The organism is Nitratireductor sp. XY-223, from assembly GCF_004959855.1.
In the GTDB taxonomy this organism is placed as follows: Bacteria; Pseudomonadota; Alphaproteobacteria; order Rhizobiales; family Rhizobiaceae; genus Hoeflea_A.
On record NZ_SPNT01000021.1, the window covers coordinates 19,702 to 35,284 of the forward strand.

The 15,583-nt window shown below is 61.1% G+C and carries 15 protein-coding genes; 10 read left to right on the forward strand and 5 right to left on the reverse strand.

All coding sequences use genetic code 11. The features are described 5' to 3' along the window. Positions 1 to 9: 9 nt before the first annotated feature. Entirely contained in the window at positions 10 to 1,014 is a 1,005-nt protein-coding gene (locus tag E4M07_RS27275; RefSeq protein WP_281405006.1) for a LacI family DNA-binding transcriptional regulator, read from the reverse strand. A 97-nt stretch (positions 1,015 to 1,111) separates the two neighbouring features. On the opposite strand from E4M07_RS27275, the gene E4M07_RS27280 reads away from it, so the two are divergent. The 6 genes from E4M07_RS27280 (at position 1,112) to E4M07_RS27305 (ending at position 7,090) form a co-directional block, all read left to right on the forward strand. After that, positions 1,112 to 2,059 carry a tripartite tricarboxylate transporter substrate binding protein gene (locus tag E4M07_RS27280; RefSeq protein ID WP_136661578.1) on the forward strand — a complete coding sequence of 316 codons (948 nt, stop codon included), beginning with the start codon at positions 1,112 to 1,114 and terminating at the stop codon, positions 2,057 to 2,059. Positions 2,060 to 2,149: 90 nt separating this feature from the next. Next, on the forward strand, positions 2,150 to 2,605 hold the full coding sequence (locus tag E4M07_RS27285; protein ID WP_136661579.1) for a tripartite tricarboxylate transporter TctB family protein: 456 nt from the start codon (positions 2,150 to 2,152) through the stop codon (positions 2,603 to 2,605). Positions 2,606 to 2,608: 3 nt separating this feature from the next. Then, positions 2,609 to 4,105 carry a tripartite tricarboxylate transporter permease gene (locus E4M07_RS27290; RefSeq protein ID WP_136661580.1) on the forward strand — a complete coding sequence of 499 codons (1,497 nt, stop codon included), beginning with the start codon at positions 2,609 to 2,611 and terminating at the stop codon, positions 4,103 to 4,105. Further along, entirely contained in the window at positions 4,102 to 5,601 is a 1,500-nt protein-coding gene (locus E4M07_RS27295; protein WP_136661581.1) for a sulfatase-like hydrolase/transferase, read from the forward strand. Before E4M07_RS27290 ends, E4M07_RS27295 begins: the two co-directional genes overlap by 4 nt. Beyond that, positions 5,598 to 6,335, forward strand: a complete 738-nt coding sequence (locus tag E4M07_RS27300; protein WP_136661582.1) for an SDR family oxidoreductase — start codon at positions 5,598 to 5,600, stop codon at positions 6,333 to 6,335. The genes E4M07_RS27295 and E4M07_RS27300 overlap by 4 nt, the downstream gene beginning before the upstream one ends. 8 nt (positions 6,336 to 6,343) lie before the next feature. Continuing rightward, the gene (locus E4M07_RS27305) at positions 6,344 to 7,090 is read left to right on the forward strand and encodes an SDR family NAD(P)-dependent oxidoreductase (protein WP_136661583.1); all 747 of its coding nucleotides are present in this window, start codon (positions 6,344 to 6,346) and stop codon (positions 7,088 to 7,090) included. An 88-nt stretch (positions 7,091 to 7,178) separates the two neighbouring features. Here E4M07_RS27305 and E4M07_RS27310 read toward each other — a convergent pair whose 3' ends face one another. The 3 genes from E4M07_RS27310 to E4M07_RS27320 are packed head-to-tail and all read right to left on the reverse strand — an operon-like array spanning position 7,179 to position 10,470. Next, entirely contained in the window at positions 7,179 to 7,529 is a 351-nt protein-coding gene (locus tag E4M07_RS27310) for a hydroxyisourate hydrolase (protein ID WP_136661584.1), read from the reverse strand. Then, a complete protein-coding gene (locus E4M07_RS27315; RefSeq protein WP_136661585.1) occupies positions 7,529 to 9,259 on the reverse strand; it encodes a thiamine pyrophosphate-binding protein in 1,731 nt (576 codons plus the stop codon). Before E4M07_RS27315 ends, E4M07_RS27310 begins: the two co-directional genes overlap by 1 nt. Before the next feature lie 20 nt (positions 9,260 to 9,279). Further along, complete coding sequence (locus tag E4M07_RS27320; protein ID WP_136661586.1) at positions 9,280 to 10,470, reverse strand: alpha-hydroxy acid oxidase; 1,191 nt, start codon at positions 10,468 to 10,470, stop codon at positions 9,280 to 9,282. Positions 10,471 to 10,768: 298 nt separating this feature from the next. Here E4M07_RS27320 and E4M07_RS27325 point away from each other — a divergent pair, with 298 nt between their 5' ends. From E4M07_RS27325 to E4M07_RS27335, 3 genes are all read left to right on the forward strand, one after another. After that, positions 10,769 to 11,770, forward strand: coding sequence for a TRAP transporter substrate-binding protein (locus E4M07_RS27325; RefSeq protein WP_136661587.1), 1,002 nt, complete (start codon positions 10,769 to 10,771; stop codon positions 11,768 to 11,770). A gap of 62 nt (positions 11,771 to 11,832) precedes the next feature. Beyond that, positions 11,833 to 12,351, forward strand: a complete 519-nt coding sequence (locus tag E4M07_RS27330; RefSeq protein ID WP_136661588.1) for a TRAP transporter small permease subunit — start codon at positions 11,833 to 11,835, stop codon at positions 12,349 to 12,351. Next, a complete protein-coding gene (locus E4M07_RS27335; protein ID WP_136661589.1) occupies positions 12,348 to 13,616 on the forward strand; it encodes a TRAP transporter large permease in 1,269 nt (422 codons plus the stop codon). The genes E4M07_RS27330 and E4M07_RS27335 overlap by 4 nt, the downstream gene beginning before the upstream one ends. Here E4M07_RS27335 and E4M07_RS27340 read toward each other — a convergent pair. After that, positions 13,613 to 14,536, reverse strand: a complete 924-nt coding sequence (locus tag E4M07_RS27340; RefSeq protein WP_136661590.1) for a LysR family transcriptional regulator — start codon at positions 14,534 to 14,536, stop codon at positions 13,613 to 13,615. The two genes, E4M07_RS27335 and E4M07_RS27340, sit on opposite strands and share 4 nt — an antisense overlap. Before the next feature lie 164 nt (positions 14,537 to 14,700). Here E4M07_RS27340 and E4M07_RS27345 point away from each other — a divergent pair. Continuing rightward, the coding region (locus E4M07_RS27345) for a selenium-binding protein SBP56-related protein (protein ID WP_136661591.1) at positions 14,701 to 15,583 on the forward strand (883 nt) is incomplete at its 3' end.

Consider the following 15,583-nt stretch of genomic DNA (forward strand, 5'->3'; position numbering starts at 1 on the left):
ACGGGAACGTCATGTCGTTTCGCCGACAACCAGATCGAACGGAAACTCCCGGACCCTCGGCATTGACTGGCCGACAAGCAAATTCAAAACGGTGCGCGCGGCCGTGCGGCCGACACTTTGGCGCGGAAAATCGATGGTGGTCAGTTTCTGGCTGAGCGACTGTCCGATTTCCATGCCGCCGAAACCGGCGATGGCGATATCTCCGGGCACCTGCCAGCCCATTTTCATGGAAAGAAGATAGCCGCCGGCGGCCATCAGATCATTTCCGAAGATAACGACATCGATGTCTGGCCGCGCCGCGCGCAGTTTGCTCAATCCCTGCGTCCCGTCCTGTATGCCCGGAGGCGCATTGTACCAACTCGGTGCAAAGAGCTCGAACCCGGCTTGCGACAAGACTGTCCGGATCCCTTCATATCGGGCCGATGCGGCAAACTCCATTCCGTGCCAGCCAAGGAATCCAAAGCGCCGGTAACCGCGTGAGATCAGATGACGGACCATTTCGGCTCCGGCTTCGAAGTGGTTGAAGCCGACACAGTGATCGATGGGATCGCCGGCGACCTGCATGATTTCCACGACCGGCGCCGGTGACACCGAAAGGAGCCTTGCGGCGCGGCGCGTGTGGACGAAATCATTGACGATCATCCCTGCCGCATTCCAGGACAGCATCGATTCAATCAGCCGTTCCTCGCGGTCCGGGTCATAGTCGGTGATCCCGATAACCGGGTTGTACCCCGCTTTCTCCAATTCCGCCGCAATCCCCGCGGCGACGTCCGGGAAAATGCCGACGGTGATGGAAGGCAGCACAACGCCGACCTGATTGGATCGTGCACTGGCAAGCGACCCGGCCAGGCGGTTCGGCACATAACCCAATTCGGCGACGGCTTTCAGCACTTTTTCGCGTGTCTTGCTGTTGACGACACCCCTGCCGGCCAGCACGCGCGACACGGTCATGTCCGACATGCCGATGGATCTCGCAACATCCCGCTGCGTAAGCCTTTTTTGGCCTTTGGCCAAACATTCCTCCCAAATTGTTGACGCCAGACAATCAACAATAGCCTCGCATTTCCTGTCAAGCTAAGCTTGCTCCGAAACAAAATTTCGGGAGGTACTGATGATGAATTCGGTGTTGAAGATTCTGTGTTCGGCGACCGCTTTGGCAATCTGCTCGGTCGGGGCGGCCTGGGCAGATTATCCGGATCGCACGATTTCCCTGATGGTGCCTTTTGCCGCCGGCGGCGGTGCCGATGTTCCGGCACGGTTCATTGCAGAGGAGCTGGAAAAGGAACTCGGACAATCGGTTGTCGTCAGCAACGTGACCGGAGCCGGCGGTACGGTTGGCGCGACGCAGCTGTCGACGGCAACCGCCGACGGATATAGCCTTGGCTTCATGCCCGTCGGTACCACAACGACCCAGCCACATCTGCGCGGCACCAGCTATGGCGTCGACAGTTTCATTCCGATCTGCATGGTGGCTTCGGGGCCCTTTTATCTGGTGGTGGACGCGGACAGCGGATTCAAGTCCTGGGAGGATCTCGAGGCAAAGGCCAAGGGTGACGGTATCACCTTTACCGGCGCGGCACCCGGCTCGCTGGCTCATGTTACCTCCGTCGCCCTCGGCGCCATGTGGGGTGTTGACGTCGGCTATCTGCCCACGAAGGGCGGCGGCGATGCAATGAACGAGCTCAAGGGCGGACGCGCCGATGCGACGGCATGGTTCTCGGACTTCGACGTTCGTTTCGGCCTGAACGCATTGGCAATCTTTGCGCCGGAACGGTCTGAAATTCATCCCGATGTTCCGACATCCGGCGACAAGGGCCATCCCGCGGACATCGCCGTCTGGATGGGGTTGTTTGCGCCCGCCGGCACACCGGCTGATGTCGTCGCCAAGCTCGACGCGGCCTGTGAGACAGCCATCTCCTCGGAGGGATTCACGGCGAATATGGAAAAGGCCAATCGTGAAATCCGCCACATGAATACCGATGAGTTCAGCGCCTTTTTCCGAAAGGCCTTTGAAGAGAATGGCGAGCTTTTGAAAAACGCCGGACTGGTGAAGAACTGAGACTTCACTCCCTGCCCTCGAATGCCACGGCGTTCGGGGGCACCACGGTTTGAGACCGCGGAGCCCTGCCGCATCGGCCGGAGGTGAGAAATGCGCGCACTTGACCTGACAATTTCCGCGGTGTTTTTCGCCACATCGATCGTATTTCTTGTCCTGACATTTTCCGACAATTTTGATGTGCCGACGTTCGGCGGCGATGTCGGACCGGCGTTTGCACCGCGCGGCTACCTGATCATTGCGATCATCCTGTCCGCAATCGTTTTCTTCAATGGGCTGCGCTCCGAGGAATCGGAAGGCGTCGGACAGCATCTGGGCCGGATGGTGCTGGTGAGCGCCATCGGTTTCGTGACCGGACTGGCGATGCTCTATGTCGGCTTCGTGTTTGCTGCAATCCCCGGTTTCTTCTGTTTTTGCTATGCTTTCGGATACAGGCGGATCGGCATTCTGCTGGTACTCAGCGTCGCCGCACCCTTTTTGATCTGGTGGATCTTCACCTTTGGGTTTGAGCTTTGGCTGCCCCGCTCACCATGGTTCGGGAGCCTATAGACCATGGAACTGTTCTTCTCAGCTTTGGGGCTCTTCAATTCTCCAACTGTTTTCGCGGCGCTGCTGATCGGCGGGATATGGGGAACCATTGCGGGCGTTCTGCCGGGAATGGGCACGGTGGCAGCCCTGATTATCGCCCTGCCCTTCACCTTTGCGATGCCGACCGAGAGCGCGATGGCGCTTTTCATGGCGATCTACGTGACCTCGGTCTACGGCGGATCGATCTCGGCAATCCTGATCAACACGCCGGGCACACCACAGTCGGCCGCGACGGTGCTTGACGGGTATCCGATGGCACAGGCGGGCAAGGCGGACCTTGCTATCGGCTGGGCGACACTGGCTTCGTTCATCGGCGGCATATTCTCACTGGTCATCCTGATCGTCGCTGCCCCGGCGCTTGCGCGCGTCTCGGTGGCCTTCGGTCCCTCGGCGATCTTCGCGATCGTCCTTTTTGCTCTGACCTGCATCGCATGGCTTTCCTCCGGCAGCATGGCCAAAGGCCTGCTCGGCGGCGTACTGGGGCTGTTCCTGACGACGGTCGGGCAGGACAATTACACCGGCATGACCCGTTTCAGCTTCGGCTCGGACATCATGCGCGGAGGGTTCACGCTGATCCCGATCCTGATCGGGCTCTTTGCCCTGTCCGAGGTCTATCACAGGGCCCTGTTGCAAGGTGCGCACCGCACCGGGGCCGACATGAATGTCGGCTTCCGGCTGCCACCGCTGTCGGACGTTATCGCGCGGTGGAAGGAACTGCTTCGCGCCTGCTCGATCGGCACATTTATCGGTATCCTGCCGGGCACGGGCGCAATGGCAGCCACATTTGTCAGCTATACTGCGGCCAAACGCTTCTCGCCCAACAGGGACAAGCTGGGCACGGGCGAGCCCGACGGGCTTATCGTGTCAGAAGCGTCCAACAATGCGGTCACCGGCGGTGCACTGATCCCGACGATGGCGCTGGGCATTCCCGGGGACGGTGGAACGCTCGTCCTGCTGGGCGTGCTGACCATCAAGGGTATCGTGCCGGGCTTTGACCTGGTCAACAACAACCCGCACATCCTGACGGCCGCCTTCATGATGGTTCTGCTGGCCAACATCATCATGTTCGGCACAGGCATGCTGAGCGCCCGGCTGTTCGAACGGCTTCTGCGCGTGCCTGAACCGATCCTGATGGGACTGATCCTCTTGTTCTCTCTGGTCGGCGCCTTCGTCGTGCGCGGCAATCCGGTCGACCTTATCGTCTGCGTCGTCGCCGGAGCGGTCGGCGTGCTGCTGCGCTTGGCAAAATACCCGATAGCGCCGATCGTGATCGGCGTGGCGCTTGGTTTTATCTTCGAGGAGAAGCTGCGTCAGGGCCTCATCGCCAGCAAGGGGAGCCTGTGGACCTTCTTCACGGACCCGATAGCTCTGCCGATATTCGCGCTGACGGCGGTGATCATTGCGGCAACGGTTGTCAGCAATCTGCGCCAGCCCCCACAAACGAAAGCGTTGGAAGAATGACCAAGCCAAACATCTTGCTGATCGTCACCGACCATTGGATGGCGGAGTTGCTGGGCTGTGCTGGGCATCCGGTCGTCCGAACGCCGACGCTGGACGCGATCGCGGCATGTGGCACCCGCTTCACCAACGCCTATTCAGAGCATCCGGTCTGCATCCCCGCCCGCCGCAGTTTGATGACCGGGACCTCGGCACGCGAACATGGGGATCGCACGTTCCAGGCAAAGCTCGAAATGCCCACCCACCTTCCGACACTGGCACAAACCTTTCGGGATGCTGGATATCAGGCGCACGGTGTCGGCAAGACCCACACCTATCCGCAGCGGGATCGTCTGGGCTTCGACGACATCCAGTTGGATGACGAAGGACGCACCCACCACGGCGTCACCGACGACTACGAGATTTTCCTGGGCGACAATGGCTGGCTGGGCAAACAGTTCGGCCATGGCATATCCAACAATGGCTACGGCGCCACGACCTGGCATCTCCCGGAAGAGGCGCATGCGACCAGTTGGGCGACCGAAACCATGTGCCGGATCATCCGCCGCAGGGATCCGAAGCGGCCGGCCTTTTGGTACCTGGGATATCGTCACCCGCACCCGCCACTGGTGCCGCCGCAGCGGTTTCTGGAGTTTTATCGCGGCATCGAATTGGACAAATCCACGCGCGGCGCATGGTGCGACGAAGAGGACCTGCCCTTGCTGCTGCAGGGTTTTCAGAAGCGCTATAATTTGTCGGATGTCGAGGCGGATTGGGCCCGGCGGCATTTCTACGCGCTCTGTACCCAGATCGACCAGAAAATCGGCACCCTGATCGGAACCATTCGCGAAGAGGGTATTCTCGACGATACAATCGTCATGTTCACCTCGGACCACGGCGAAAGTTTCGGCAATCACGGCATCTGGGCCAAGCAGAATTTCTATGAGAGTTCCGCCAATATCCCGATGATCGTGATGGGATGCAAGGATGACGGGCGTGTGGGCGCGGGTGCAGTCGAGAACCGGCTCGTTTGCCTTGCCGACGTCATGCCGACCCTTTTGGATCTCGCCGGAATCGACATACCCGAAACGGTGACGGGCCGCTCGATGTTCGGCGAGACGCGCGACCATCTTTACGGCGAGTTCGGCGAGGGCGAGCTCAGCAGCCGGATGGTCCATGACGGGCGTTTCAAGCTGATCTACTACCCGGCGGGAAACCACTTCCAGCTGTTTGACCTGCAGTCCGACCCAAAAGAGCTGGCAGATGTTTCGGCCCTGCCTGAATTCTCCGACAAACTTGCCGAGTTGAAGGACAAGCTGTGCAAGGAACTCTACGGAAGCGACCTGGAATGGTTGGCGGGCAATGATCTCAAAGGACTGCCCAACCGCACCTACAGACCGGCGCCCAACCGGGGCCTGGGACTGACCCGCGGGAATCAATGGCCTGTACCGCCGATCAATCCCGATGGCCTGATGGACTTTTTTCCGGAGTCGGATGACGACGCCGAGGCCTCCGAATGACAGTACTCAAAAAGGCAATTGTCACCGGAGCCACAAGCGGTATCGGGGAAGCCACCGTGCGGGCACTGGCGTCTTCCGGGCGGCAGGTGCTGGCCATTGCGCGCCGCGAGGAGCGGCTGCGTGCCCTGGCGGACGCGACCGGTGCCGAATTTCTGGTCACCGACGTGCGTCATTTGAGCGAGCAAACAGCACGTTTGACCGGGTTTGAACCGGATATCCTGATCAACAATGCCGGCGTCGGCCATGGTATCAGCGGACTTGACGGGGTGTCAGCGGACCAGCTGCAGGAGGCGTTTGATATCAATGTGACCGCGCCGTTAAAGCTGATCGCCTATCTGACACCGGGGATGAAAGAGCGCGGGCGCGGCCACATTGTGAACATCGGGTCGATTGCCGGTCTGCACACCATGATTTCAGCCATCTACGGCGGCACCAAGTCGGCGATCCACCGGATCAGCCAGAATCTGAGGTTCGAATTGTCGGGCACAGGTATCCGCGTGACCGAAATCGCGCCGGGCCGCGTCGCGTCCGAGTTCTACCAGGCGGCCGAGGGCGACAGCGAAAGGCTCGCCGCGATGGGCACTTCGGACATCCGCGAACTGCAGCCTGAGGATATCGCCAACGCGATCCTGTTCGCCCTTGACGCACCGGCGCACGTGAATGTCGCCACACTCGAAATTCTACCGACGGAACAGGCCGTTGGCGGCGTCAAGGCCGAAGCCGTGAAGGACTAGAGAGCAATATGGGACGACTGGCAGGCAAGACAGCATTGGTAACGGGCGGCGGGAATGGAATCGGCAGAGCCTGTGTTCTGCGCTTTGCCGAAGAAGGCGCGCAGATGATCGTTGCCGATTTCAATCCCGAGGCCGCCGGAAAGGTGGTCGAGGAAGTGGCGGCCGCAGGCGGCAAGGCGGTGCCGGTCACCGGCGACGTCAGCGATGAGGCGAGCGTCGATCAGATGGTTGCAGCCGGCGTCGACGCATTCGGTGGTATCGACATTCTCCTGAACAGCGCCGGCGGCGGGTCGACCAGGGACGGTCCGGTCACCGAACTGGACCTCGATGAGTTCTGGCGCACGGTCCGCGTCGATCTTTTCGGCACACTCCTGTGTTGCCGCAAGGTCATCCCCGAAATGGTGCGCGCCGGCGGTGGGTCGATCATCAACATTTCGTCTCTGAGGGCCGTCATCGGCACCCACGGGGCGGACGCCTACACCGCGTCGAAGGGCGGCGTGCTTTCGATGACCCGCGCCATCGCCATGCAATGGGCGAAGCACAATATCCGCGCCAATGTGATGGCGCCCGGCGTCGTCCTGACCGAGCGCGTCTCGGCGTTCATCAAGGAAGACAATCCGATCTACCGGAAGTCGCTGCTGGGCCCTTCGGAACCCGAGGATGTCGCATCGCTGGCGCTTTACCTGGCAAGTGATGAATCGCGCAGGGTCACCGGTGCGGTATTGCGGCTCGACGGCGGCGCAAGCATCTACTGACGGCGTTCCGGCCGCGTTGTCTGGTTAAGTGCCACCCGAGTGTTCGAAAGGCGGCATCCTCTGCCGGGCGGCATCGGCTGAAGGACCCCTATTCCTCTGGAACTGAGGTCCAGCACGCGCAGCTGTTGGGAGAAATAATGAGGGGTATATGATACCGCGCCGAATTCGCTGGCATGAGAATCCTGAACACGATTTCCCTTGCAATCGGCGTATGTTCCCAGGCCCGGCCCTGCCAGAATATCCCCACCCGGAAGCACAGCTCATATTCCGTCGCCGGATCGTAGCCGGCGATATCGACCTGTTCACAAAGGCGGCCGCCTTCGTCGGTTGAACTGTCAAACAGGATCTCGCCCGAGGCCAGGTTTTTCAGCACCACCGGAATTCCCGGCGCATGGGTGCCGTCCGTGCCGTTGAGAACGTGGGAGGAAATGACGGCCATTACTCGATCGATGCCTTGTCGCGCTTGTCGGACGTCGCCGCCACGATCGGCGAAATGACGCCCCGGCACTTGACGTTGATGCAGGCGGTCTTGCCGCTGGCCAGGGCGCGCTCCATTGCGCCCGGCAACGCGTCGCGGCGCGTCACCAGTTCGCCGTATCCGCCAAGGCCCTCGAACATGGTGTGAAAGGGAATATCGCGAAAATCCGTGGCGAAATGCTTGCCGCTGGAAAACAGCCGTTCCTGCTGCTGGCTGATGCAATCCAGCCCGCCGTTGTTGTCCACCACCACCACGATGGGGATGTTCTCCTGGAAACAGGCCTCGATCGACAGGCCGCCCGACAGAAAGGCCCCGTCGCCGGTTACAAGAACCGTCGTCCGCTCGGGGTTCACGTTCTTCGCCGCCAGGGCGAACGAGACGCCGACCCCCAGAAGGGAATAGTTGCCGGGATGCAGAATGCCACCGAGCTTGCGGCCGCGCGCGGCGGCGATGTTCGTCGCGATCTCGTTCCAGAAATGCGTGTTGCCGCCGTCAAAGACCAGCCAGTCGCCATCCTTCATGGCCGCCTGGACATCGAGCGCCAGCTGCAGCGGATGCATCAGGCGATCGTTCTCGGCGTCAGCCGCGGTTTCGGAAGCGATGTGATCGGACCACTTTGAAACCCAGGCGGCCCGGCGTTCGCGCTGCAACGCCAACCAGCTGTCCCAACGGCGATCGATCCCCATGAGAGCGTCGAAAAAGGCACCGGGATCGCACAACAGCTGAAGGTCAGCCCCAATATTGTAGTCCAGTTCCTCGTGGCTGCCGTTCACGCAGATGAGTTTCGTGCCCTCGGGAATAAATGGCGGGTTGCCGAAGTTCATCTGGTTGTCGAGCCGGCAGCCCACCATCAGCACGACGTCGGCCTCGTGAACGGCCTGCTTGGAAGGATGGTACTGGTGGAAATCGGCAAGCCCCAGATAGGCCTCGCACGCCTCGCCCAGCATCTTGGTGTGATACGGCACATTGAACATCGGAATTTTGAGCTCGGCCCCAGCGGCCGCCATCTTCTCTTCGCCGCCCGACCACCAGATACCGTGCCCGCCGATCAGCACCGGACGCCGGGCTGTCTTTACGGCATCGAGCACCTCGGCCAGCGGCTCAGGATCCGGCCAGGCGCGCGGAACGGGACGGTCCTTCCTGTCAAAGGGGCGTTCCCCGCGCCCCGCGTCCTCCTCAAACGAGGAGAACATGATGTCCACCGGCAGTGAAAGATGCACGGGCCCGGGATAGCCGGTCGTCGCGGCGTGCCAGGCGCGCTCGACGAATTCGCCGATGCGAGCGCCATCGGTGATCTGCACCGAATATTTGGTCAATGGCGCCGCAATGGCGACGTCGTCGATTTCCTTGAAGCCGCCCGCGCCCTGGCGCTTGAGGGTGGACGATCCGGTGATGAAAATCACCGGTGACCGTTCTCCCCAGGCCTCCAGCATTGCCGGGACAGCGTTGGCAAAGCCTTCCGGGCCGACCAGGCACACCGCCGGCTTTCGCGTGATCCGGGCGTGGCCATCCGCCAGATGACCGGCCACCTGTTCATGCGGACAGTTGATGACCGGCATCTGGCATTCCATGAAGCCCTCGAGCGCCGGGTTGCAAAATCCGCCGGCGAGCGTGAACACATGGTCGACGCCCTTTTCTTTCAGGGCCCGCGCCAGCAGGGCGCCGCCGCGGATGCGTTTGGGTTCGGACATCGGCTTCACCGCTCCTGTTGCTATTGGCCGGCGACGTGCAGTCTCGCGCCGCCGCCGTCTGATTGCGGATCGTCGGCCGCCTCGCCATCATCGAAGAGATTGTGGGGACCAAGGTCGGACACGCTGGTGGTTCCGAGTTGCGCCATCGTTATGTCGATATCCTCGGCCAGACAACGCAACAGGTCCTTGAGACCGCGTTTCCTGTTGGCACCCAATGCGTACATGACCGGCCGTCCGAGCATGACGAAATCGGCACCCAGGATCAGGGCCTTCACGATATCCTCGCCGTTGCGGACGCCGCTGTCGAAAAGCAGGGGCATAGCCGGCCCGACCGCCTGCCGGACGATCGGAAGCAATTTCAGCGAGGGCGGCACGCCGTCCAATTGGCGCGCGCCGTGGTTCGACACGTAGATGGCATCCACACCGGCCTGCTGTGCCCGGACCGCGTCCTCAGGCGAGGTGATGCCCTTGACGACGAGCTTGCCGCCCCACCGCTTGCGCAGTTTTTCCAGAAACGACCAATCGGCCCCGGCGCGGCTGGCATTGCGGACAAATCGCTCGCCGCGCTCGGCCGGGACATGGTTCTTGGGCGACGGCACGCCCGCAAAGAGGGTTGAAACAGACCAGAGCGGGTGACAGGCAAAATCCACAAACGCGCCCGGCGTCATCTTGAACGGCATGGTGAATCCGTTTCTGAGATCGCGGACCCGGCGCGACACCTGCGGCACATCCACCGTCAGCACGAGGGTCGAATAGCCCACCTCCTGGGCGCGGTCCGCCGTTGCCAGGGAAATGTCGGCGGACTGACCGAAATAGAGCTGGAACCAGACGTTCTTTCCGGCCCATTCGTAGACGCTCTCCAAAGTGCTGGAGCCGGCAGACGACAGGCACATGGGAATGTTCAGTTCACGGGCCGTCTCGGCGATCATGCGATCGGCGTGCGGGCAGGCAAGATTGCACATGCCCATGGGGGCCACTCCGAAGGGCGCGTCATATTGCGCATCCAGCAAACGCGTTGACTGGGAACGGCCCTCGACATCGGCCATGACACGGGGCTGAAGCAGGATCTTGTCGAACTGTTCGAGGTTGCGGGCCATTCCCGTCTCCCGCCCTGCCCCGCCCTCGATGAAATCGAAGACCATGCGCGGCAGGCGCCGTTTCGCCAGACGGCGGGCGTCCTCGGTTGAAAAAATGCGATTTGCAGGTCGCATGACGAATGTCCTGTCGCACCAGTAGGTCAGCTCGGAATTCGTCTAGGTTATCTGTGGAGCGAAGAATTGAACCAATCGAAAAGCTTCGGGCACATATACGCTTTGGCTATGATTTTCCGTATTCACGGTCGCATTCATAGGCTGAGCGCATAGGTCCCGACCGGAATTCTATTGGTCCTGAGGCAAACCCTCGCAGTAGTTTTTACACTGACGCGAAGGATTCCAACGTCCTCCGCTCGATACAGGTGGACGCGCCCCACGACCGGCGGAATGCGGACACGATGTTTGGGAGGAAACAATGAAACTTTTCAAGATATTCGCTGTAGGCGCCGTGCTTACGTCTTCTCTGTTTTCGGCCAGTCTGGCGGGCGCCGAGGAAATTGTCGCGCGCCTGTCGGTTCATTGGGGACCCAAGCACCACAGCGCCATCCATGCACAGATGTTCGCCGACGAAGTCAACAAGCGGGCTGAGGGTCGGTTGAGAATTGACGTGTTTCCCGCCGGCCAGCTCTTCGGCATCCGCGAACAGCTGGGCGCGGTGACATCCGGCGCCGTCGAGATGGGCGGTATCGTTGGTGTCGTGTCCTTTCCGCCGATCAACAAGAACTACAATGTCGTGTCCTTCACCGGGCTGTTCGACAGTTATGACGAACAGCGCGGATTCTTCACCGATGATCCGGCGGGCATGGCGATTTGGGACGACATCACCGGCAAATCCGATTCCGTTCTTCTGATGTACAATCCGGTGGGACCGGTCATGACCTTCTCGACGAAGGAACTGAACGGCGTGGATTCGATGTCCGGCCTCAAGGCCCGCGCCCTGATCGGGGCCGAGCGCCCGATGTGGGAGGCCCTTGGCGCCAACACCGTATCAATGCCGACCGGCGAGGTGTATTCAGGCCTGCAGACCGGAATGATCGACACCATCAACAGCCCGCCGGGCTCGATCCGCGCATTCAGCTGGTGGGAATTCCTGACCCATGGACAAAAACCCTACCAGTATTTTGCAGACGCCTACATCATGGCAAACGCCACCTGGTTCAAAGCACTGCCCGAGGATCTTCAGCAACTGCTGCTGGACGTTGGCGCGGAGATCGGACAGATTTCCACCGATACGATCATGCAAACGGGAGAAGAGACACTGGTCGAGTTCCAGGAGCGCGGCGGCGTGGTCAACGAGCTGGCCGGCGATGAAGCTGCCAAGTTCGACATGCTCATGAAAGACAAGGTGCAGCCCGTCATTGCCGACAAGATCGATGCGGACGCTCTGAGCGCCGCACAGGCCTACTCGACGAATTGACCCGGGACTGGCGTGGCCCGCCACCGCGCGGGCCACGTCGCCGCCGGCCGGAAACCAATCACATGAATCCGATCCTATTTGTCTTGCGCCGGATCAACGGCGCACTGGAAAAGCTGACAGCCGTAACCTCCTCGGCGATTGCCGCGGTAATGGTGCTGGCGCTGACACTCAGCGCGGTCACGCGCTATGTCAGCGGCACCGGGTATGACTGGTTCATCGAACTGCCGCCCGCTCTGGTTCCGTGGATGGTCTTTCCCCTGCTCGGCCCGCTTCTCCGCTCTGGATCGCATATACAGGTGGATCTCCTTCCCAGCATTCTCAAAGGACGATCGCTGCTGGCGCTGAAGATGTTCATCTACGTCACCGTGCTCACCGGTGCGGTCATCTTCTTTCTGGCGGGCAATGAGGCCGTTGCGCTGTTTCGGCGCCTTGGCCAGCTGATGGAGCTGGAAATCGAGATACCCATCTGGTGGATGTATCTGGCGTTCCCGACGGGATTTGCGATCCTGATCCTGTTCTCGTTGGAACTGCTCCTCGAAACACTGCAGGATTTCGCCAGGTTCGAAGAGGCCGCAGCATGAAATCCGCAGCCACGCTTCTGTCGCTCCTGCTGCTGGTCCTGTCGGTCCCGATCTTCATGGTGTTCGGTCTCGGCTCCGCCGCAACGGCCATCTGGGGCATGAACCTGCCGTGGTCGACGCTGATCCAGGTCTCGTTCGGTTCGATGACCAAACATGTGCTCATTGCGGTACCGCTGTTCATCTTCACCGGCATGGTGATGCTGCGCGGCGGTGCGGCGGCGCGGCTCGTCCACTTCGCCACGACGCTGGTCGGCCACTGGCCGGGCGGACTGGGGATCGCGATGATCCTGGCCATGGGGTTCTTCGCGGCCTTCTGCGGATCGATCCTCGCAGCCATCACCGCCGTCGGCACCATCATGATCCCGCAGATGGTGAACCAGGGCTATCCCAAGCCGTTTGTCATCGTGCTTGCGGCCTCGGCGGCGTTTCTCGAGGCGCTGATCCCGCCCTCGAATGCGGCCATCCTGTTCAGCGCGCTGACGGATGTGCCGGTATCGCGCACGTTCGCGGCTGGCTTCGTGCCCGGGTTCATACTCATCGTGCTTCTTGGAACGCTGGTGACCTGGAAATGCCGGCACCTGCGCAACCTGAAAAAGGCGACGGCAAGGGAGCGACTGTCCGCGTTCTGGGCGGCCATCCCGGGTCTTTTCACGCCCGTGATCATCCTCGGCGGCATCTATACCGGGCTGCTCACGCCGTCCGAGTCGGCCGCGGTCGCCGGCATCTGGGCCATCATCATCGGCGCAGTGTTCTATCGCGAGATAACCGTCGCCGGCATCTTGGCCGCGCTCCATGAAACGGCCCGGATCACGGCGGTCATCTTCGCCATCATCGCGATGGCCACTTTCCTGAGCGTCGTGCTGACCTATTCGCAGACGCCGCAGAAGATCATCGGCTTCTTCACGGAAATGGGCGGAACACCGCTGATGTTCTGGCTGGCGGTCGCGATCATCTGCCTGATATTGGGCACGTTCATCGAGATCGTGCCCGTCTTCTACCTGACCGTGCCGATTTTCGCCGCCCTGGCCCTTTCGCTGAACCAGGACATCCTGCATCTCTACATCGTCTTCGTCGCCTTTGCCGGCATCGGAATGATCACCCCACCGGTCTGCGTGGGTATCTATACGGCAGCAGGCGTTGCCAGGGAGAGCCCGGAAAAGGCGTTTCGCGAAGTGCCCCTATTTGTGGGGCTGGGCATCGTGTTCGGCCTGCTGATGGTCTTCCTGCCGGCGGCCGCCACGTGGCTGCCCGATGTGCTGAACTAGGCGCGGCTGAGCGATTTCACGTAGGATACGCGCCGATCGAGCTGTTCGGAGAACGTGTCGACAAATTCGATGGCCTCGCGGGACAGCTGTTCACGTCCGGCCGCGACGATCGTGACAAAATAGGTCAGGTTCTGAACCAGAGGCCGGAAAACAACGCCTCCCATGCGCACCGCCTGCTCGGCCGAAAACGGGTCGGCTATCGCCAGGACACCGGTTTCGCGAACCAGTGCACCGGCGACGGGCACATTGGCCGCCGACAGGCGGGACCGCTTCTGCAGCTTCTGCGACAGGTCCGGATCAATCGACATCATCGTGTCGGGATAGTTCCCGCCAAAGGTCACGAAGGTTTCGTGGTCCGCCAGTTTTTCAAGGTCAAGCGCCCCTTTCCCGGTCGCCAGGTCATGGTCCTCGGGCAACAGGCACACATAGGGTGCCGACGTCTGAAACAGGGTCTCGACGCCATCGTGCTTGGCGTCCCGCCCGACAATGCCGAGATCGATTTGCCGCATCTGGACCGCGTCCAGGATCGAGGGTGTGTTGCGCGACTGTATGTTGAACTGGATGCCGGGATACTTGCGATACATTTGGCCGATCGTGATCGGCAGTTCCACGGTGGCGATGGACTGTATCGTTCCTATGGAGATTTCCCCGCCCTGCGTGGTCCGGATCGTGTTCGCCAGTTCCTCGAGACGATCGATCCCGACAAACATGGATTCGACACCGCGGTAAAAGTTCCTGGCCTCAACCGTCGGCGCCAGCCCGCGCCCCACCCGCACGAACAGGGCAAAACCGACCGAGTGTTCCAGGTCGGCGATCAGGCGGCTGACGCTCGGCTGCGAGATGTGCATCATGTTGGCGGCTTCGGTGATCGAACCGCATCGTATCGTCGCCCGGAAGGCTTCCAGTTGGCGCAAGTTCATCGTGCTTATCCAGTTGAAAACTGCATGAACAATTCTAAAGCATTTGCTCACGCTATGTATAGGTCAGAGGGTTACATCCGATCCGGGTATGGGTTCATGTCCAAATTCGATTAGCCATCCCGCGTTCCAATTTCTACGGTTTGCATCTGGATGGAGGAGGATCAATGAACGAACCCTGTTGCGGTCCTGGCTATGCGTCACCGATGGAGGCGATGCGGGCGCCGCGTGAGAAGGTGCTTTACACGATAGCGATCTACACGGGCACGGGCATCCAGAAGCCGGACTACCTGTGCACGATCGATGCCGATCCGCAGAGCCCGACCTATTCCCAGGTGATTTCCCGGCTGGAGATGCCGGGCATCGGCGACGAGCTCCACCACATGGGCTGGAATGCCTGTTCGTCGTGCCATGGCGATGCCTCGATGGAGCGCAAGTACCTGATCGTGCCGGGGGTGCGCTCCACCAACCTGCACATCGTCGACTGCGCCACCGACCCGCGCAATCCGAAGCTGCACAAGGTCATCGACGGCGCCGAGATCAAGGCGAAGACGAACCTTTCGGCGCCGCACACGGTGCATTGCCTGGGATCGGAGATCATCATCTCGATGCTGGGCGACGCGCAGGGCAACGCGCCGGGCGGCTATCTGCACCTCAACAAGGACTTCGACATCGTCGGCCGCTGGGAAGACACGATGGGCGACATCAAGTTCGGCTACGACTTCTGGTACCAGCCGCGCCACAACGTGATGGTCAGCTCCGAATGGGCGGCGCCCAACACCTTCATGCCGGGGTTCGACCTGGAAGAGGTCGGCCACCTGAAGTACGGCCGCGAGCTGCACTTCTGGGATTTCGAGAAGCGGCAGCCGAAGCAGAGCTTTTATCTCGGCGAGGACGGCCTCATCCCGCTCGAGGTCCGCTTCCACCATGATCCGGACTCTTCGCACGGCTTCGTCGGCGCGGCGCTGTCGGCCAACATCATCCACTGGTGGAAGGACGAGGCCGGGGAATGGCAATGGGAGAAGGTCATCGATGTGGAGAACGAGCCGC